Genomic DNA, 20,005 nt, shown 5'->3' with positions numbered 1-20,005 from the left:
GTCAGGCGAGCGCGTGCTCACGGCTCTCGTTCACAGGCGCCGCCGCACGGCGTGTGAACTGCCACATCCGGTAGACAAGGAAGATCTCGTTGGCCAGGAGCAGCACACTGGCCGCCAGCGAGAACGGAATGAGCGCGTACGCCCCGAGCAGCGGAGCGACCACGAACACCGCGGCGTGGAACTCGATGCCGCTGATCAGGTGCGAACGCACACGACGCCTGGCGAGCAGGGAGTTCAACCGGCGCAACGGCCCCCGCCGCACCACGCCGGTCCGTTCCTCCGCGACCACGACACCTTCCGACAGCGCCGCCCGCACCCGCTTCATCTGCGGCGCGTTGACGTACCTGAACAGGTCGAGTACGGCGATCGCCGCGCCGAGCACGATGTAGTCGACGTCACCGGTGGCGGTGTACTGCCCGTAGGCCAGACCGGCGGCGCAGAACACCACCCTGATCCGGTCGCCGACATAGTCGAGCCACAGGCCGAAGGGCGTCCCCGTGCCCTTCAGCCGAGCGATCTTCCCATCGATGCAATCGATCATGAAGCTGAGGTAGAACAGGACCGCCCCCGCCACCAGGTCCCCACCGGCGAAACAGGCCGCCGAGACCATGCCGACGACCAGCGAGCCGATCGTCAGCGCATTGGGCGTGAGGCTCGTCCTGTTGGCCACCACCAGGGTCGCCCGGCACGCGACCGGGTCGACGAAGAACACGGTCCACCAGGAATCTCTCCGCTTGCGTGTCGCGTGAACGTCATCGAGCGAATAGGTCCTCATGGATTCCAGCATGGCTTCGGCGCGCTCACCACTGGTTACTCTCTGCGACTATTGGGCGATGTCCATGCCGCTTCTTGACCTTTCGCCGAACACGCCTCCGTCGAACACGGCATCGTCGAACACGGCGTCCACCACGCGTCCCGTCGCGCCGCCGTCGTCGAGCGGGCAGAACTTCTCGACGAACGCGGCGTACTGCGCCTCGTACTTGCTGGCCACCTCGGGCAGCTCCCGCAGGGCCCGCAGCACCTCCTCGGTCGTGCGCAGCAGCGGACCCGGCGCCTCGGCCTCGAAGTCGAAGTAGAAGCCGCGCAGCTCGTCGCGGTAGTGCTCCAGGTCGTAGGTGTAGAACAGGATCGGCCTGCCGGTCACCGCGAAGTCGAACATCGCCGAGGAGTAGTCGGTGACCAGGACGTCGGCCACCAGGTACAACTCCTGGATGTCGGGATAGGTGGAGACGTCGAAGACGAAGTCCTCGCCGACCGGCGTCACCCGGTCGGTGATGTTGGGATGGCGGCGCACCAGCACGACGTGGTCCTCGCCCAGCTCCTCCCACAGCCGCCGCAGCTCCAGCTTCATCTCGAAGCGGTAGCGGCCCTTGGCGTAGTACTTGTCGTCACGCCAGGTCGGGGCGTACAGCACGACCTTCCTGCCCTCGGGCAGACCCAGCCGGGCGCGTACGGCATCGGCCGTGTCCGGGCGGCTGAGCACGTCGTTGCGCGGGTAGCCGGTCTCCAGCATGGCGCCCTCGAAGCGGAAGGCGTTCCTGACGATCGGCGTGCACCACGGGCTCGGCGAGACCAGGTAGTCCCACTGGGCGATCTCGGTGGCCAGGCGCTCGTGGTAGTCGGGCCTGGCGAACAGCACCTTCTCGATGTCGAAGCCGATCCGCTTGAGCGTCGAGCCGTGCCACGTCTGCAGCACCACCTGGCCCTCTCGCCGTCTGAACCAGGCGGGCAGATGGGCGTTGGTGACGACATAGCGGCATCGGGCCAGCGCCTCGAAGTACTCGGCGCTGTGCAGTCTGATCGGCCGCACTCCTTCGGGCACCTCAACCTGGGCGTCACGCACGTTCCACAGGTAGTCCAGCCGGGCGCCTCTGGCCAGCAGCTCCTCGTAGACGGCCTTGGGGCTGTCGGAGAACTGCTTGCCGGTGTAGGAGTCGAAGAACACCGCCTCGCGCATCGGCTGACGCTGCCAGGAGGGGTACCTCTCCTCGCGCAGGGCGCGCTGGTTGGCGCCGCCGCGCTCGTCCTCGGTGAGGTCGGACCCCATCGTCAGCACGGCCCTGGCGTGGCGTCCGGCCGACAGCTTGACCTCCCTGTGGCCGAACTCGTGCACGCAGGCCTCGGCCGAGCCGTACTCCAGGGGCAGTTCGCCGTCCGGGCCGCGCAGGGCGACGCGGTAGCGGCCCGCGGGCAGCGGCAGGCGGCCGGCCAGGGATTCGAGGGCGGTCGGGTTGAAGGCGGTGGCGAAGCCGCCGGGGCGCTGCTGCACGGGGAAGGCGCGCTCCTCCACGCGATCGGTCGACGACAGCACCAGCTCCAGCGGGCCCGCCACCGGGACGGTGACGGCGCCGGTGACCGCGAGCAGGCCGTCGCGCCCCCAGCCAGCCGCCTCGACGGAGGCCGCCGGGCTGTGCTCGCGCATCACGAACTCACCCGTCGGCACACCGCCGAGCACAACCTCCCTGCCGCCCACGGCATGCCGCGTGTCGGCCAGTTCGTCGCCCACATTGAGGCGATGCGTACCCACCCGGAACAGCCAGTCGACCGGCACGTCGAGCGCCACCGCCTCGGGCGAGGCCGGATCGAGGCCGCGCAGCCTGTCCTGCGCGACGCACGTCAGGTCGACGTCGGCATGGAAGGAGCCGTCCATGACGACCAGCTCCGAGCGCAGCGGCCTGCCGCCGAGCGCCCTGTTCACGGTCAGCTCGGCCGGGAGGTCCAGCCTGCCGAGCACCTCGCCGGACAGCCGCAGCCGGGAGCCGTCGACCTCCCACGAGCTCACCTTGAGCGTCTGCGGCAGCACGTCGACGGCCAGCTCGCCCGCCTCGCTCCAGCGCGGGGCCACCCTGGTGCCAGGCACCGGCTCGGCGGTGCCCACGCCGGTGAGCGCGTCGCGGCCGAGACCGCCGAGCCGCTCCTTGCGCAGCATGCCCCGGTGCAGCACGGTCAGCTCGACATGCCAGGTGCCGCTCTGCTCGGCCAGCAGCTTGGCCGGGTCCACCACGATACGGAAGCCGCCCCAGTGCAGCGCCGATCCGGATCCGAGCGCCTGGGCGAACGCCTCACGCCTGGTCGCCTTGACCGGCACCCGCACCCGCCGCTTGGTGTCCTCGTGCACCAGCCAGGCGAAGATCTGCTGGTGGATCCGGCGCGAGGGCCGCAGGTACCTCAGCGTGGCCCTGCCCTCGATCACGAGCTGCCCCTGCTCCCAGCCCACCCGGTCGACGCGTCGCTGCAGCGTCAGCTCCTCGCGCATCCGCACCACCTCGGCGGGCACCTCCTGCGCGACCGGCCCGTCGAGGTAGTACCTGCGGCCCTTGCGCATGGCGCGCGGCTTGCCCTTCTTCTCCCGCTCCAGCACCTCCAGCAGCCCGTCGAGGTCGCGCTGCCGTACCAGGTGCCACTTCAGCCTGCGTACGGCGGGCACCTCGGCGAGCGTCTCGGCCGACACCCCGTCGAGGTAGTCGTTGGCCAGCTCGAGGAAGCGCTGCCGGTAGGCGTCGTCGCCCTCGTGCAGGACCTGGAGGAAGTTCGGCAGGTCGCTGTCGAGGACGACACGGTCCCACATGGGCACATGGGCCGCCCTGCCGCTCTCCAGCAGGAACCTGCGTACGGCACGCACGGCGGCGATGCGGTCCTCGATGCCCTTGACCTGGGCCCGGTCCTGCGTGATCGAGAGGGAGTCGCCCTCGCGCTCACGCCACAGGTAGACGGGCGTGGACAGCACGTCGACCGAGGAGGCCAGGAAGTGCGCGGGCAGGGCGACCGAGATGTCCTCCCACAGCACGCCTTCGGGGAAGGCCAGTTTGTTGCTCTCCCAGAACGAGCGCTTCCACAGCTTGTTGGTGACCAGCCTGTCCTTGAACAGGACGGCGTCACGGGTGACGTGCGTGCGGGCGCGGCCGGTGGCGTAGATCGCCCGGTGCATCGCCGACTGCCGCACGCCCGCGCTGCTGAAGCGCTGGACGTTGCCGCAGGCCAGGTCGGAGCCCGTCTCCTCCAGGCTGACCGCCATCGCCTCCAAGGCGTGCAACGGCAGCAGGTCGTCACTGTCGAGGAAGGTGAGCCACTCCCCCGACGCCTTGGCGATGCCCGCGTTCCTGGCCGCGCCGAGCCCGGCGTTGGCCTGGCCGTGCAGGACGAAACGCGGGTCCCGCTCGGCGAATCCAGCCGCGATCTCCGCACTGGCGTCGGGAGAGCCGTCGTCCACCATGACGACCTCGAAGTCCTGCCAGCTCTGGGCGGCGATCGACTCCAGGCACGGCCCCAGGTACGGCTCCACGTCGTAGATCGGGACGATGACGCTGATTCGCGGCACGTTGAGCCCTTCCAGCTGATCCGAAGTTCTTCCGAATCGCCAGAATGCCCCCGCGACCTGGGCCGTCTCCACGGCCTAGATCACCCCCGTGGCCGGACATGACCAACCCTTGACAGGTCGAGCCGATGATCTCCGTGTCGCTTACCGTGGCGTCAGGGTCTGACCGCAGGCTCGCAACGGAGCGGTCTGCCGCAGTCCGTGCAACCGCCCGGTCTCCCGTCCGGCCGATTCCTTGATCGCGGCGAAGGCGGCGGGGTCGGGGACGGCGTCGCGGCGGACGAAGTCCTCCCGGTCGATGATCGTCAGGTAGTCGCGGACCAGCCGGGGATCGCGCAGCACACCGCTCTTGCGCGACCAGCCCGCGTGGGTGTGGATGAAGGTCGGCCGTACGACGTCGAAGACGTAGTCACCGATCGCGGCCTTGTCCTGGTTCTTCAGCGCCCTGGCGATCGTGGCGTCGGTGAGCCCGGCCAGGTCGTGCACCACCAGGCGGCTGGTCAGCAGCGTGCCGCCGAGGTCGGGCAGCAGGATCGAGCCCGAGGTCAGGCCGAGCCGGTCGGCCCAGGCGTTGGTCAGGCGGCCGAACCGATCGGCCACGTGGCACAGCGGCACGGTGGGCGCGGCCAGCATGCGCTCCTGCACGACGCCGAACCCGGCCACCGACAGCACGACGCCACCCGCCACCAGCGGGGCGAGCACGGCCCTGCTCCGGGTCGAGGCGGCGCCCAGCACCTCGACCAGGACGAACCCGGCCACCAGCGAGCCCAGCACCCAGACCGGTGTGGCGAAGCGGAAGAACTGCATCCAGTCCTGGTCGAGCACCCCGTAGGCGGCGAGCGCCAGCGCGGAGGGCACGAGCATCGCCGCCAGCACCTCACGCCGCTCCGGCCTGGCCGCGACCGCTCCGGCGAGCCCGGCCACCAGCAGCACCGTGAGCCAGCCCGCGTAGCCGAGCAGGTCGCCCGCCTTGCCCAGATCGGCCAGAGCGGGCACACCCTGTGCCTTGGCGATGGCGGTGTTGGGCACCCACAGCCCGAAGATCACATGCCGCCAGCCGAGGAACAACGCATAGGGCAGCGCGAAGGCCGCCACGCTCACCCCGACCGCCTTCGCGCCCGCACGCCAGGTCACCAGCGCTACCAGCGGGAAGGCGGCGGCATAGACGGCCCCGTCCGGCCTGGTCAGCGCCGCGCCGAACGCCAGCAGCCCGCATGCCAGGGCCGTGCGCTCCGAACGCAGGTCCCCCCTGATCAGCACCGCGCACAGCACCGCCACCAGCAACCCCAGCAGCGGGTTCTCCAGCCCGGACATCGCCCAGTGCACGAACGACGGATTGACCGCGAGCGCGAGCCCCGCCGCCAGCGTCACCCACGCCGAGCGCAACGCCCACTGGAAGGCCAGCAGCACCCCGAGACAGCAGGCCAGCGCGAGCACCTTGGGGAAGAGCACGTAGTCGGGCACGCCGAGGACCGCACCGTGGTCGAACAGCCCCGCCACCCGGCCGAGCAGGAGCAGCGCCAGCCACAGCGGGTTGGAGTAGCCCTCCACGTTCGGGGCGCCCTGCTGCTGGGCGAAGCCGTGCCCCTCGGCCAGGCTGCGCACATAGGCGAAGGTGATCCCCGCGTCGTCGACGAGCCAGGAGCCGTAGGCGAGCGCGTGCACGACCAGCACGGCCATCGGCACGGCGACGGCGGCCACCACCGGCAGGCGGCTCGGCCGCACGACGTGCGGGGAGTCGAACGACAGGTCGCGCAGCGTCAGCGTCATTTCACACTCCGGTGGTCAGGAGGCAAGAACAGCGCTAACTTAACGTAGTCATTCGACATCAGAGCGCTAGTTCGGGGGGACGCCGCTCGTGAGTCTGATCAGCACCGAGGCACGCCCTGTCACCGTCACGACGGGCGGGACCCTCAGGGGAATCGTGCGCACCGCACGGCCCAGGCAATGGGTGAAGAACATCCTGGTGGCCTCCGCGCCGCTGGCGGCAGGCGCCTTCACCGGCGCGGGAGCACTCGCCACCGCCCTGGCCTTCGCCGTCTTCTCCCTGGCCGCCTCCGCCGTCTACTTCCTCAACGACGTGCTCGACCGCGAGGCCGACCGCGCCCATCCCACCAAGTGCACGCGGCCGGTCGCGGCCGGGGTGGTCCCGGCGCCGCTGGCGCTGGCCGTGGGCGCGACGCTGGCCGCCGCCGCGCTCGGGCTCGCCGCCTCGCAGGGTCCCGTCGCCGGTGCGATGATCGGCGGCTATCTCGCACTCAACGCGGCGTACTGCGTGCGGCTCAAGCACGTGCTCATCCTCGACCTGACGATCGTGGCCTCCGGGTTCCTGCTGCGGGCCGCGCTCGGCGGGGTGATCGCCGGGCTGGCCATCTCGCAGTGGTTCCTCATCGTGGTGGGGGCCGCCTCGATGTTCATGGTGGCGGGCAAACGCTCCTCCGAGCTGACCGTCATGGGCGAGGAGGCGGCCAGCACACGGCGCTCGCTGGCCGGGTACACACCGGGGTACCTGCGTTTCGTGTGGCAGTCGGCCGCGGCCGTCGCCATGACGACCTACTGCCTGTGGGCGTTCGAGAACCCGTGGGCCAGGTTCACCATCGTGCCGTTCGCCCTGGTCTTCCTGCGTTACGCCTGGCACATCGACAGGGGCAGTGCGGGCGAGCCCGAAGACGTCGTGCTCAAGGACCGCGCGCTGCTGTGGCTGGGCGCCGCCTGGGCCGCGCTGTTCGCCGCGGGGGTGTTCCATGGCTGAGCGGCGTGAGGCCGTGCTCACCGGATGGGGCCGCACCGCGCCGAGCGTGGCACTGCTGAGCAGACCCGCCGGGACCGGCGACCTGACCCACGCCATCCGCTCGGCGTCGGGCAGGGGGCTCATCGCCAGAGGGCTGGGCCGCAGCTACGGCGATCCCGCGCAGAACGCCGGGGGCGCCGTGCTCGACATGACGGGCCTGGACCGGATCGTCTCCTTCTCCGGCGGGCAGGTCACCGCGGAGGCCGGGCTCAGCCTGGACCAGCTCATGCGGGTCACCCTGCCCGAAGGCTGGTTCGTGCCCGTCACGCCGGGCACCCGCAACGTGACGGTCGGCGGGGCGCTCGCGGCCGACATCCACGGCAAGAACCACCACGTCGACGGCAGCTTCGCCCAGCACGTCACCGAGTTCCAGCTCATCGGCGCCGACGGGCTGAGCCGGACCGTGCGCCCCGACGAGGAGCTGTTCTGGGCGACGGCCGGAGGCATGGGGCTGACCGGACTGATCACGAGGGTGACGCTCAGGCTGATCCCGGTCGAGAGCTCCAGCATGGTCGTGCACACCAGGCGCTGCCGCGACCTCGACGAGATCATGACGGTCATGGCCGAGGCCGACTCGCGCTACCGCTACACCGTCGCCTGGCTGGACTGCCTGGCCAAGGGCAGGTCGCTCGGCCGTTCGGTGTTCGAGGGCGGCGAGCACGCCCCGCGCGGCGACCTGGCGTTCGCACCCAGGGTGCTGGCGGGCGCGCCCAAGCGCGTGCCCGGCGGGCTGCTCAACCGGCGCACGGTCGCCCTGTTCAACGACGTCTGGTACGCCAAGGCGCCCCGCGAGGCCACGCACACCAGGCCGATCGGCTCCTTCTTCCACCCGCTGGACTTCGTCTCCGGCTGGAACCGGGTCTACGGCAGGGCCGGGCTGATCCAATACCAGTTCGCGGTGCCTTCGGGCGCCGAGGACACGCTGCGCCGCATCGTCGAGGCGATCAGCGCCGCCCGCGCGCCCTCGTTCCTGTCGGTGCTCAAGCGTTTCGGACCGGCCAGCGGGGGCTGGCTGTCCTTCCCCACGTCGGGCTGGACGCTCGCGCTCGACTTCCCGGCCGCGACCCGGGGGCTGCCCGCGCTGCTCGACCGGCTCGACGAGGAGGTCGTGGCAGTCGGCGGGCGCGTGTACCTCGCCAAGGACTCGCGGCTCGCGCCCGAGCTGCTGCCGGTGATGTACCCCTCGCTCGACCGCTTCCGTGCCCTGCGGCGGGCGCTCGACCCGCGCGGGGTGTTCCAATCCGACCTGGCCAGGAGGCTGCACCTGTGAAGAACGCATTCGGCGAGGCCCAGTCCCTGCTCGTGCTCGGCGGCACCTCGGAGATCGCCCTCACCACCGCCAGGCTGCTGGTCGGCCGCAGGGTGCGTCGTGTGGTGCTGGCGGGCCGCCCCTCGCCCGCACTCGACCGCGCCGCGCTCGACCTGCGCACGGCGGGAGCCTCCGTCGAGACCGTCGGCTTCGACGCCTTCGCCGTCGAGGACCACGAGAAGGTGCTCGACGACGTCTTCGCCACCGGCGACATCGACATCGTGCTGCTGGCCTTCGGCGTGCTCGGCGACCAGGCCAAGGACGAGCACGACCCGCTGGCCGCCGCGCGTGTGGCCCAGGTCAACTATGTGGGGGCGGTCTCGGCCGCCGTGGTCTGCGCCGACGCCCTGCGCCGCCAGCGGCACGGCGCCCTGGTGGTGCTCTCCTCGGTCGCCGCCGAACGGCCGCGCCGTGCCAACTTCCTCTACGGCTCGGCCAAGGCCGGGCTCGACGCCTTCGCGCAGGGGCTCGGGGACTCGCTGCAGGGCACAGGGGTGCAGGTGCTGGTGGTCAGGCCCGGCTTCGTGCACACCAAGATGACGACGGGCCTGAAGCCGGCCCCGTTCGCCACGACGCCGCAGGGCGTGGCCGAGGCGATCATGACAGGGCTGCGGACCGGCGCGCACACGGTCTGGGCGCCGGGCAAGCTCCGCTGGGTGATGTCGGCGGTGCGCCACCTGCCCCGCTCGGTCTTCCGCCGCCTGCCTGGCTGATCCCCGTGCCCTGAGCCGATCGGTATCCGGCTCAGGGCACGGGGATCAGTGCGCGCCGAAGACGTGATCCAGCACGCGGGAGGCGGCCGAGCCGTCGTCGAAGGGGCAGAAGCGTTCGGCGAAGGCCCGGTGCGCCGTCCGGTGCGCGCCCGCCACGTCGTCGATCGCGGTGAGCGCCTCGATCACCTCGTCGGACGTGCGCAGCAGCGGGCCGGGCGCCTCGTGCTCGAAGTCGAAGGCGAAACCGCCGCTCAGGTCGCGGTGATGCTCGATGTCGCCGGTCAGGAAGAGCATCGGCCTGCCCGTCGCGGCGAAGTCGAACATCAGCGAGGAGTAGTCCGTCACCAGCACGTCCGCGACCAGCAGCAGCTCGGCCGCGTCCGGATAGAGCGTGACGTCGAGAACCCCGGAGCCCGCCACCCGTGCGGTGTCGGCCGCGTCCGGATCGCCCAGGTGCAGCAGCACGTGCTCCCGTCCGAGCGCCCGCCGCGCTCTGCCCAGGTCGAGCCCGCCCATCGTGAGGTGAGCCCGCTCCCGCCCCTTGGCCGGGGCGTGGAGCACCACGCGCCCGCCCTCCGGCAGGCCGAGCGCGGCGCGCACCCTGGCGGCGACCTCGTCGCGCCGCGCGCCGTGCAGGACGTCGTTGCGCGGGTGGCCGGACTCCAGCACCTGCCCGCCGTACCCGAAGGCCTGGGTGAGGACCGGGGTGCTCGGCGGGTTCGGGGACAGCAGGAGGTCCCAGTCCCCCGCTTCGGCGGGTGCGGTCAGGCCCGAGCGGGTGAGCGGTGTGCCGTGCCAGGTCTGGACGTGGACCTGGCCGGGACGCTTGACGTACCAGGTGGGCGCGTGGTGGTTGGCGAACACGTGTCCGGCCCTGGCCAGCGCCTGGGCGTGTGCCCTGCTGTCGCGCAGGACGACCTTCGCACCGGCGGGCGGGCGCACCTGGCCGTCGGCCGACACCCACACGCACTCGCGGTCGTCGCCGCGCCCGCGCAGCTCCTCGTAGATCGCCCGGGGGCTGTCGGAGTACTGCCTGCCGCCCCACGACTCGAAGACCACCAGCTCGGTCACGCGCTTGCGGCGGAAGGCCGGATAGGCGTGCTCCTTGAGCCCGCGCTGGGCGTTGGCGCCTTCGTCCGGGCCGAGCCACACGGCGCTGCGCAGGTGCAGCCCGTCGGCGAACCTGCGGCGCGGCCCCACGACATGCGCGCCCACGACCGTGTCACGCGGCAGATGCGCGGCACACTCCCTGCTCACCCGTACGGCCGCCGGCACGGCCTCGCCGACGAGCACCTCCCAGTCGCCGCTCGCCAGCGGGACGCGCTCGCCGAATGCCGTGAGGTCCGACGGCCGGACAGTGGCGGTGAAGGCCTCGCCCGACCAGGCGAGCGGCACCCGGTGCACGCCCGCCCCGCCGCATCGGCGCAGCACCAGCTCGCCGCCGCCCGGCCCGCCCGGCCAGGCGCCCGCGACGGCGAGCGCACCGGGCGCGACCCAGCCGATCTGGTTCACCGTGGGCCTGGCCGCGCGCACGACGACACTGAGATAGCCGTGCCTGGCCGCGACGGCGGCGACCTCGGCGCGGCCGTACAGCGTGAGGTGTTCGGTCCTGATCGGATCGGCGCTGACCAGGCGGCGGGGCGGCTGGGCGCCCACCGAGACGTAGAGGTCCCAGTGCGGGTCGGGATCGGCGGGTGTGTCCTGGGAGGCGGGCGCCGAGCGGGCGAGCGCGGCTTCGGCGAGCACGGCGACGACGGGTGCGGCCTCGAAGGCGAGCAGGCCGCCGCCGAGCCTGGTCAGGCTGAGCGGTGTGGTGATCTCGTGGCCGCCCCGGCGCAGCCGCAGGTGCAATGTGCCTTCCGCGCCCTCGTCCTTGGCCGCGATCCAGCCGCTGACCAGCAGCCGGCCCTCGTCGCCCACGCCGATGCCGCCCGCGGCCGTCACCTGCTGGGTCTTCAGCACGAGCGCGTCGCCGTCCGCGCTCTCGGAGTGCAGCCAGATCCTCGGGTGCAGTTCGACGCCGGTGAACTGCCTGGCCTCGCCCGCGGCCTCGGCCCACGTCTCGCCGGTGACGCCGCTCTCGCTCAGGCTCGCGTGCAGCAGCCACGAGCCGCCCTTGACGCTCATCGCGCCCGGCAGGTCCCTCGGGTCGAGGTCGGCCTCGAACCCGGCCCAGTCGAAGGGGGTGTCGGCGCGGGCGACGGGCGCCCGGCGCTGCGCCCGTCTGACCGGCAGCGGGGTACGCCTGCCGCTCTTGCGGTCGACCAGCGTCAGCGTGAGCGGCGTCGCCTCCGGCGTGGGCACGCCGAGTCCCGGGATGTGCGCGAGACCGGCGACGCGCAACCGGCCGTGCCGGGTCCAGCGCAGCTCGTCCACCCGGACGACGGGCGGTGTCGCGGCCGGGTCGATCCGGAACGTCCTGGCGGGCAGCCGGTCCCGGAGCACGTGGTCGACCTGCCAGCCCGACCACTTCCTGACCAGCCTGCGCCCCCTGCCCGCCGCGCGTTCGGCGAGTGCGACGGCGAGGTCGTCGGTCCGGCCCTTCCTGATCAGGTCGAACACCAGCCGCTGCTCCCACGGCAGTTCGTCGGCCGCGTTCTCGTCGAGCAGGGCGGCGAACGCGCCGATCGTGGCCGTCATCCTGGCCCGGTAGTCGTCGTCGCCGGCGAGGTACTGGTTGACGTAGATCGGCACGTCGCTGCGCAGCACCGATCGGTCGTAGGCCAGGCCGAGCTCGCCCCGGCCGTGGATGGCCAGCAGTTCGCGGGTGTGCGCGATGGAGGCGAACCTGCCTTCGACATTGCCAGGCACGGTCCGCTGCTGGGTGATGGAAAGCCGGCCCGACTCCCTTTTGCGCCAGTAGTACACGACGTCCTTGAGCACGTCGACCGACCTGGCGAGCGCGTGCGCCGGAATGGTGACGGGCGCGTCCTCGTAAAGTCCCGAGGGAAAGGCGAAACCGTGTCCGGCGAAGAATGCACGGCGAAAGACCTTGTTCCATGCCGTCCGGTCGAGCAGCAGCGCCGGATGCCGGGTCACATGTGTTTTCCTGCGGTTGCCGGCGAACGGCCCGGCATGCAGTGGGGACGGCCAACGCCGGGCGGAGTTCACGTATTCCACATTTCCGCAGGCGAAATCCGAGCCGGTGCTTTCCAGCGACGAGACGAGCAACTCGTAGGCGTCGGCGGGAAGCACGTCGTCGCTGTCCATGAATGCGAGGAATCGTCCCGTGGCGATCTCGGCACCGGCGTTGCGGGCCGGGCCGAGGCCCCTGTTCTCCTGCTGGATCAGCCGGAAGCGCCGATCATTCGCCGCGAAGGCCTTGGCGATGACCGCACTGCCGTCGGCCGAGCCGTCGTCCACGCAGATGACCTCGAGATCGGCGAGCGTCTGCCCGGCGATCGAGTCAAGGCAGGACCGGAAATATCGCTCCACATTATAAAATGGCACGACCACGCTGAGCTTTGGCGCCAAAGTCTGCCCCTCACTGCCTATGCGTTCCCGCCCCGCTGGCCATCGGCGAGATCGCTCCAAGTGTGGGCCAGAGCAGGTCGGCGACCTCCCCGCCAACACCCTCCCGTTACCCGAATGCGCCGATTCCTTGAAAGGCGGCCGACCGCCCCGCCCCACCCCCGCGGGGCCGCCCCAAGAAGAGGTCAAGGGCGATTCAACAGATCGGCAGGCCGTTCCTTTCCCGCGCCGCACGACACGGACATAAGCGATGCTGTAGCAGCCCGTGAGCAGCGCAAGGAGTCACTCTCTTGGCCCCACTTCTCAGTGTCGTCGTGCCTTTCTACAGAGTGGAAGCCTATTTCGACGACTGCCTGGCCTCCCTTTCCAGGCAGACGCTCGGCGACTTCGAGGTCGTCTGCGTGGACGACGGCTCGCCGGACGCCAGTGCGGTGATCGTCAAGGAGCGCATGACAGGCGATTCCCGCTTCAGACTGCTCCAGCAGGACAACACGGGACTCGGCCCGGCGCGCAACGCCGGTGCCGCCCATGCCACCGGCCGCTATCTCGCCTTCGCCGACAGCGACGACGTGCTCGCCGACGACGCCTACGAACGGCTGGTCGGCTCGCTCGAACGCACCGGCTCGGACCTGGCGGCGGGCGGCGTGCGCTGTATGAACTCCACCGGCGACTGGGCCTCACGGCTGCACGCGGGCCTGTTCGAGCGCGACGTCAGGCGTACCCACATCCGCGAGGATCCCCGGCTGCTGCGTGACAGGACGGCCTGGAACAAGGTCTACCGCCGCAGCTTCTGGGACAGGCACGCCTTCGCCTTCCCGCCCGGCTGGTACGAGGACGCCCCGGTCACCATCCCCGCGCACGTGCTGGCCGGATCGGTCGACCTGCTCGCCGGTCCCGTCTACTACTGGCGTCAGCGCGAGGCGGGCGAGCCGTCCATCACGCAGAGCAGGACGGCGCCCGGCAATCTGGAGGACAGGCTCGCCTCCGTCGCCTCGGTGCGCGCCTTCCTCGAAGGGCACGGCCCCGCCGCCCTGCTGCGCGCCTTCGACCGTTGCGTGCTGCTGAGCGACCTGCCGCCGTTCGTCGGGCAGTTCACCGGAGGCGACGACGACTACCGGGCCAGACTGCTGGAAGGCGTCGGCGCGTTCGTCAGGGGCTTCGACCGGCAGGTGCTCGACCGGCTGCCCTGGCTGGACCGGCTGACCTACCACCTGATCGAGGCCGGGCTAGCCGACGAGTTGGCCGAGGTGCTGCGCGAGCGCGGCGGCGGGGTGGGCCACGCGTTCAGGAAGGGCTGGCGCGGCTGGTACGCCGACCACCCCTACCGCAGGTCAGGCCAGGTCGCACGACGCGTGTTCCGGCTCAACGACGAGGAGTTCCAGCTGGTCGGCTCGGCCGACTGGACGCGGTGGCGCATCGGCAGGTACCTGTCCATCTCGGGATACGCCTATATCAAGGGCCTGGACCTGAGCGAGACGAACGGCTCCACGATCGCGGTGGTGCTGCGCCGGGGCAGGGACGGCAAGGAGTTGCGCCCGCCCGTCCACCGGCTACGGCGGCCGGACGTCACGGCCTCCTCGGGGCAGGACGCCGTCTGCTACGACTGGTCCGGGTTCGAGGTCGTCGTCGACCCGGCCGAGCTGACCGACGGCGGGCGGCGCGGCGGGCGCTGGGAGATCGGCGTCGAGGTCACGGCCGCCGGGGTCAAGCGCACGGCGGCGCTGCGGCTGCCCGGCGACGGGCAGGGACGGCGGCCGGCGCGCAGGCAGGTCGCGCCCGGCCTCTGGCTCGGCGTGCTCGCCTCCGAAGGCCGCATGGTCGTCAGGATCAGCCGCCTGCGCGCCGAGGTCACCGCGATCGGCGTCGAGAACGGCGTCGCCACCCTCACCGGCTGGGCCGAGCTCGACGGAGCCCTGCCGTGGGGCGAGGCCGCGCTGATCGGCAGGGCGCGCACCGGGAGCGCGGCGGGCACGCAGAGCAGGCGCTGGCCGCTCACCCTGACCAAGCTGTCGGTCAGCTCGACCGCCTTCGCGGTGGCCGTGCCGCTGGCCGACCTGGTCGAAGGGGGACATGCGGCCCGCCGGGGCAGGCAGTGGCGCTTCACCCTCGATCTCGGCGCCGGAAGGGCGGCCAGGGTGATGCTGGCCGACGGGCTGCCCGAGTCCAGGCATGCGGTGGGCGGCCGCGAGGTCACCTTCGCCGCGACGTACATGGGCGGGCTCGGGGCCGACGAGCGCCCGCCGCAGCTGGTGCTGGCGCGTGCGGCCTGGGCGGGCGACGCCATGCTGGCCGTCTCCGGCGACCTGCCCGCGGGCGAGCAGACGGGCAGGTCACGGGCGCTCGTGCTGCGGCGCAGGGGCGACGGGCAGGAGTTCGTCCTGCCCCATCACCGGCACGGGGGTGGGTTCGCCGCCGAGTTCTGCCCCGGCCGGATGCCACAGTTCGGGGCCAGCGTGCCGCTCAGGTCAGGCGTGTGGGACCTGCTGGCCCGCACCGATGAGGGCGACGAGCCGATCCGCTTCTCCCAGGGACTGCTCGACATGCTGCCCGGGCCCAAGGTGCTCGGCGCACACCAGTTCAAGCTGCAGGCGGGCTCGGGCGGCGAGGCCCATGTGCACGTCAAGCTCATGCGCGGCGCCGACGCTGGCAAGTACGCCCAGCGCCGCCTGCGCGACAGCGCCTACCCGCTGATGCGCGGACGCCCGCTGGCCGACGTCGCCGTCTTCGAGTCGTGGCGCGGCAGGCAGTACTCCGACAGTCCCCGGGCGATCTACGAGGAGCTGCGCAGACGCGGCGACGACCGCGAGTGCGTGTGGGTGTCGGCCGACGGCCAGGTCGACGCGCCCCCCGGCGTCAGGGTGGTCCTGCGCGACAGCAGCGAGCACTTCAAGGCGATGGCCGTGGCCAGGCACGTCTTCGGCAACGACAACGCGCCCGCCTGGTTCGTCAGGCGTCCCGGCCAGACCTACGTCCAGACCTGGCACGGCACACCGCTCAAGCGGATCGGCCGCGACATCCCCGAGATCCGCTTCGCGGGAGGCGCCGAGTACCTCAGGTCGTTCGGCCTGGAAGTGGCCAGGTGGAGCCTGCTGCTGTCGCCCAACTCCTTCAGCACGCCGATCTTCCGGCGCGCCTTCGGCTACGAGGGCCCCGTGCTGGAGAGCGGGTACCCGCGCAACGACCTGCTGCACCGCCCCGGCCGCGAGGCGGTCGCCGCACGCGTGCGCGCGCGACTCGGCCTCACGCCCGAACAGCGCGTCGTGCTGTACGCCCCCACCTGGCGCGACGACCGCTCGGCGGGCGGCGGGCGCTACCGCATGGACCTGCCGTTCGAGGCCGGGCGCTGGGAACGTGCGACCGACCGGCACGACGTGCTGCTGGTACGCGGCCATCTGCACAGCGCGCCCGCCGCCGGGCTCGGCGGCGGCAGGACGCTCGACGTGAGCCGCTATCCGGACGTGGCCGAGCTGCTGCTGATCGCGGACGTGCTGGTGACGGACTACTCCTCGCTGATGTTCGACTTCGCCGCCACGGGCAGGCCGATGCTCTTCCTGACCCACGACCTCGAGCACTACCGCGACCGGCTCAGGGGCTTCTACCTCGACTTCGAGGCCGAGGCGCCGGGCCCGCTGCTGCGTGAGGCCGACGACGTCCTCGACGCGTTGCGCTCGCTCGGCCAGGTCGCCGCCGCGCACGCCGACAGGCACGCGGCCTTCGCCGCCCGTTTCTGCCATCTGGACGACGGCGGGGCGGCGGCCCGTGTCGTCGACCACCTCACGTGGAGCTGACCCGACCCCATGCTGACCACCGCCGCACCCACCGCGGCCCCCGACCGGCCAGGCCCCCGCCGCCCGGTCACCGTCCTGCTCGCCTCCGGCTGGATCCCGGCCCTGCTGGTTGCCGCCCTGACCACCGTGCTGCTGCGCGCGTACGGCGTGCCGCCGGTCACGACCGGGCTGTTCTGCGGCTACGTGCTGGTCTGTGTCACCGTGCCCGGCGCCCTGCTCTGGCGCGCCCTGCGCGGCCGGTCGGGCGGCACCGCCACCGACCTCGCGGCGGGCACGGCGCTCGGCTACGCCCTTGAGGTGCTCACCTACGTGCCCGCGCGCTGGGCCGGACTGCCCCTGCTGGTGCTCGCCTGGCCCGCGCTCGTCCTGGCCGTCTTCACCGTCGTGCCCGGCCTCAGACGGCACTGGCGAGGCGGCGAGCCGATGCCGCCCGGCTGCGCGTGGACGATAGCCGGGGTCGTGGCCGCCGTCCTCACGGTCAACGCCGGATGGTTCTACGCGCGCCACGGTCTGTCCTGGCCGCGCAACGCCACGCCGAACTGGGACATGCCCTACCACCTGGCCCTGATCGGCGAGCTGCGTCATCACATGCCGCCCACCTATCCCCCGGTGGCGGGCGAGCCGCTGTACTACCACTGGTTCTTCTACGCCGAGGCCGCCGCGAGCAGCTGGGTGACCGGCATCGAGGCGCAGACGCTGCTGTACCGGCTCAGCGTGCTGCCGATGCTCGCCTGTACCTATGTGCTGGTGGCCGCGCTCGGGCGCAGGCTGTCGGGGCGCTGGTGGGCGGGTGGCCTCGCGGTGCTGATCTGCGCGTGCGTCTACGCGCCGAACCCCTATGCGTGGCTGCGCGACCGGCCGCTCGCCGAAGGGGCGCTCAGCTCGTTCCTGAGCCCGACCCAGGTATTCGCCACCCTGCTGTGCGCGGCTGCGATGCTGGTGCTCGCCGACCTGCTGCAGGGGCGGCGCGGCCCGGCGCGGTGGGTGCTGTTCACCGTGCTGCTGGTGGTGGTCGCGGGCGGCAAGGCGACGTTCCTGCCGATGCTGCTGGCCGGGCTGCTGACCGTGCTCGCCGTGCGCCTGGTGCGCTCCCGCACGCTCGACCGGGCCGCCGCGACGGCGACCGGCATCACGTGCGTGGTGCTGGGGCTGGCCCAAGGGGTGCTGTACGGCGGCACGTCCAACGGGATGACGCTGGCGCCGGGCTCGGGTGTGCAGTGGATGGCCGTCTACGACCATGCCGTGTCCGGCGGCGGCGCCGGCGTCGGCGTCGTGGTGGCGGTCATGGGCGTGTGCCTGCTCGCGTGGGCGCTCATGTGGGGCGGTGTGGCGGGGCTTCGCGCTCCCGGGCCCGTCCTCGTGCTGTTCCTCGGGATGGGTGCCTCGGCCGTGTGCGGCATGGTGCTGCTCGGCCATCCGGGCTTCAGCCAGCACTTCCTGCTCAACTCCGCCAGGCCGTACCTGTCGGTGGCCGCCGCGTGCGGGATCGCGGCGGCGCTGCCCGGGCGGGTGGCCGTGCGCTGGGTGGCCATGGGGGTGGCGGCGGGGCTCGGCGTGGCGTGGGTGGCCGAGGTGCTGGCCGGTGCGGTGTTCGACGGGGGTGATCGGCCGGGCGGTGTGGCCGGGGTGCTGGCGCCGTACGGGCTGCTGGTCGGGGTGGGGCTGCTGGTGTGGGGCGGGCTGGTGGCGGGGTCGGCCGAGGTGCGGCGCAGGCGGCTGGGGTTCGGGCTGGTGCTGGCCGCCGCGATGGGCGCGGCTCCGTGGGCCGCGACCGTCGACGGCGTCGCCGCCACGGCCGCCGAGCACGGGTGGCGTGCGGTCGCGCCCGTCGCCGCCGAGATACCCAAGGGTGGCGTGGGTGCGGCCAGATGGCTGCGCGCGCACTCGGCGCCGGGCGATCTCGTCGCCACGAACATGCACTGCCAGCGGCTCAGGCGGGCCGAAGGCTGCAATGCCAGGCACTTCTGGCTGGCCGGATATGCCGAACGCCGCATCCTGCTCGAAGGCTGGAGCTTCACCCCGGCCCGCGAGAGCGACATCCCCCCACGCAAGGGGGCCAACCTGTACGTCCCGTACTGGGACGAGCGGCGGCTCGCCGACAACGACGCCGCGTTCACCCTGCCTTCCGCCGCCACGCTCGGCCGCCTGCGCGACCACTACGGCGTGCGGTGGCTGTTCGCCGACGAAAGCTCAGGCGGCCTGGCCCTCGCGCGCAGCGAGCACGTCAGGCTGCGCCACCGCGCGGGCGACTGCGCCGTATACGAGGTGACCCCATGATCAGTCCTGTCTACTGGCACCCCGCGGGCTACGACCTGGCCCTGCGGGTCATGTACGGCAAGCGCGCGCACGAGCGTGTCGCCCGCATCGCCGCCGCCATCCGGGACGGTGAGAGCGTGCTCGACGTGTGCTGCGGGACCGGCGTCCTGCGCAGGCACGGCCTCGCCGATCGGCCCGTCGGCTATCTGGGGCTCGACGAGAACCCCAGGTTCGTCAGGTCGCTCACCCGGTCAGGTGTCGCCGCGCGGGTCGCCGACGTGCGCTCGGAGCCGTTCCCGCAGGCCGACGTCGTGGTGCTGCAGGCCTCGCTCTACCACTTCCACACCGAGGCCGAGGCGTTCGTGCGCCGGTTGCAGCGTGCGGCCGGGCGCACGCTGCTCATCTGCGAGCCCGTGCACAACCTGGCGCAGGCGAGCGTGCCGTGGATCGCCCGCCTGGCCGGGCTGGGCGCGGCGACCAAGGCGGGCGGGCACACCTTCCGCTTCGACGAGGCGGGCTTCCGCTCGCTGATGGAGTCGCTGGGCGCGGTGCGCGTGGAGAACCTCGGCCGCGACATGATCGCCGCACTGCCCGGCGCCGCCGTACCCGCGGGCGACGCCGTGCGGTGACCCCTCAGGCGTGCGGTTTCGTCGCGCGGAGCATCAGCGAGACGCCCGGCAGCGAGCGCAGCGGCAGATGGCGTTCGGCCGCGACGATCGCACCCAGCACGGCGTTGAGCGGTGCGGGCGGCTCGTCCAGGTCGGCGCCCTTGAGCGAGCGCCTGCGCAGCCGCAACGCGGGCCTGAGGATGACGTTCCAGCTCCACAGCTCCTCGACGACCAGCCCGGCGCCCTCCACCAGAGCGCGCAGCGAGGCCCTGGTGTAGCGGCGGAAGTGCGCGCAGGCCTCGTCGTGCGCCGACCACAGCGCCATGTCGCACGGCACCGCGACGAGTGCGGTGCCGCCCGGCCTGAGCACGCGGGCCAGCTCGGCGGCGGCCAGGTGGTCGTGTTCGATGTGCTCCAGCATGTCGAAGCTGACCGCCAGGTCGTAGGCGCCGGTCGGCACCGGCAGGTCGCACGCGTCGGCCTGGATCGCGTTCAGCCCGCGCTCGGTCGCCAGCTGCACCGCCTCGGGCGAGTAGTCGACGGCCAGCGCCTGCCAGCCGTGCTCGCGCAGCACCTGCGTGTTGCCGCCGCCGCCCGCGCCGACGTCGATCGCGGCGCCGTGCGCGCCGGACGCGGTGGGCGGGCCCAGCCCGCGCAGCTCACGGGCGAGCACGGCCCTGCGCTCGCGATACCACCAGTGGCGTTCCTCGATGGCGGCGAACCTTCGGATGTCAGCGGCCTGCACGACTCCCCG

Annotated in this window: 11 protein-coding genes; 6 read left to right on the top strand and 5 right to left on the bottom strand. The window is 72.2% G+C overall.

Annotated elements, in window-relative coordinates; genetic code table 11:
* Position 1: 1 nt before the first annotated feature.
* From ACTWNK_RS07505 to ACTWNK_RS07495, 3 genes are all read right to left on the bottom strand, one after another.
* Entirely contained in the window at positions 2-775 is a 774-nt protein-coding gene (locus ACTWNK_RS07505) for a CDP-alcohol phosphatidyltransferase family protein (RefSeq protein WP_474303078.1), read from the bottom strand.
* Positions 776-823: 48 nt separating this feature from the next.
* Complete coding sequence (locus tag ACTWNK_RS07500) at positions 824-4,318, bottom strand: bifunctional glycosyltransferase/CDP-glycerol:glycerophosphate glycerophosphotransferase (RefSeq protein ID WP_474303076.1); 3,495 nt, start codon at positions 4,316-4,318, stop codon at positions 824-826.
* Positions 4,319-4,459: 141 nt separating this feature from the next.
* Positions 4,460-6,085: a hypothetical protein gene (locus ACTWNK_RS07495; RefSeq protein ID WP_474303074.1), complete on the bottom strand. Its 1,626-nt coding sequence runs from the start codon at positions 6,083-6,085 to the stop codon at positions 4,460-4,462.
* Between the two features lie 88 nt (positions 6,086-6,173).
* Between ACTWNK_RS07495 and ACTWNK_RS07490 the strand changes: the two genes are divergently transcribed.
* Genes ACTWNK_RS07490 through ACTWNK_RS07480 form a run of 3 tightly spaced genes read left to right on the top strand, consistent with a single transcriptional unit; the run spans position 6,174 to position 9,128 of the window.
* A complete protein-coding gene (locus ACTWNK_RS07490; protein ID WP_474303072.1) occupies positions 6,174-7,067 on the top strand; it encodes a decaprenyl-phosphate phosphoribosyltransferase in 894 nt (297 codons plus the stop codon).
* Positions 7,060-8,376, top strand: coding sequence for an FAD-binding oxidoreductase (locus tag ACTWNK_RS07485; RefSeq protein ID WP_474303070.1), 1,317 nt, complete (start codon positions 7,060-7,062; stop codon positions 8,374-8,376). Before ACTWNK_RS07490 ends, ACTWNK_RS07485 begins: the two co-directional genes overlap by 8 nt.
* Positions 8,373-9,128, top strand: a complete 756-nt coding sequence (locus ACTWNK_RS07480) for a decaprenylphospho-beta-D-erythro-pentofuranosid-2-ulose 2-reductase (RefSeq protein ID WP_474303068.1) — start codon at positions 8,373-8,375, stop codon at positions 9,126-9,128. The genes ACTWNK_RS07485 and ACTWNK_RS07480 overlap by 4 nt, the downstream gene beginning before the upstream one ends.
* A gap of 45 nt (positions 9,129-9,173) precedes the next feature.
* On the opposite strand, the gene ACTWNK_RS07475 is transcribed toward ACTWNK_RS07480, so the two are convergent.
* The gene (locus tag ACTWNK_RS07475) at positions 9,174-12,584 is read right to left on the bottom strand and encodes a bifunctional glycosyltransferase/CDP-glycerol:glycerophosphate glycerophosphotransferase (protein WP_474303066.1); all 3,411 of its coding nucleotides are present in this window, start codon (positions 12,582-12,584) and stop codon (positions 9,174-9,176) included.
* Between the two features lie 329 nt (positions 12,585-12,913).
* Here ACTWNK_RS07475 and ACTWNK_RS07470 point away from each other — a divergent pair, with 329 nt between their 5' ends.
* Genes ACTWNK_RS07470 through ACTWNK_RS07460 form a run of 3 tightly spaced genes read left to right on the top strand, consistent with a single transcriptional unit; the run spans position 12,914 to position 19,272 of the window.
* Positions 12,914-16,387: a bifunctional glycosyltransferase/CDP-glycerol:glycerophosphate glycerophosphotransferase gene (locus ACTWNK_RS07470; RefSeq protein ID WP_474303064.1), complete on the top strand. Its 3,474-nt coding sequence runs from the start codon at positions 12,914-12,916 to the stop codon at positions 16,385-16,387.
* 9 nt (positions 16,388-16,396) lie between these two features.
* Positions 16,397-18,664 carry a hypothetical protein gene (locus ACTWNK_RS07465; RefSeq protein WP_474303062.1) on the top strand — a complete coding sequence of 756 codons (2,268 nt, stop codon included), beginning with the start codon at positions 16,397-16,399 and terminating at the stop codon, positions 18,662-18,664.
* Positions 18,661-19,272 (top strand): methyltransferase domain-containing protein, encoded by a 612-nt coding sequence (locus ACTWNK_RS07460; protein WP_474303060.1) that lies wholly within the window; start codon positions 18,661-18,663, stop codon positions 19,270-19,272. Before ACTWNK_RS07465 ends, ACTWNK_RS07460 begins: the two co-directional genes overlap by 4 nt.
* Before the next feature lie 4 nt (positions 19,273-19,276).
* On the opposite strand, the gene ACTWNK_RS07455 is transcribed toward ACTWNK_RS07460, so the two are convergent.
* Entirely contained in the window at positions 19,277-19,996 is a 720-nt protein-coding gene (locus tag ACTWNK_RS07455) for a class I SAM-dependent methyltransferase (RefSeq protein ID WP_474303058.1), read from the bottom strand.
* Positions 19,997-20,005 lie beyond the last annotated feature (9 nt).

It is taken from the genome of Nonomuraea sp. IBHARD001, assembly GCF_056106265.1.
The sequence above is the reverse complement of the archived record's forward strand: the minus strand, read 5'-3'. Positions and strand labels throughout refer to the sequence as shown.

Coding starts and splice junctions, on each gene's coding strand:
- ACTWNK_RS07485 (WP_474303070.1), top strand. CDS start 7,060: ATGGCTGAGCGGCGTGAGGCCGTGCTCACCGGATGGGGCCGCACCGCG.
- ACTWNK_RS07505 (WP_474303078.1), bottom strand. CDS start 775: ATGAGGACCTATTCGCTCGATGACGTTCACGCGACACGCAAGCGGAGA.
- ACTWNK_RS07495 (WP_474303074.1), bottom strand. CDS start 6,085: ATGACGCTGACGCTGCGCGACCTGTCGTTCGACTCCCCGCACGTCGTG.
- ACTWNK_RS07460 (WP_474303060.1), top strand. CDS start 18,661: ATGATCAGTCCTGTCTACTGGCACCCCGCGGGCTACGACCTGGCCCTG.
- ACTWNK_RS07465 (WP_474303062.1), top strand. CDS start 16,397: ATGCTGACCACCGCCGCACCCACCGCGGCCCCCGACCGGCCAGGCCCC.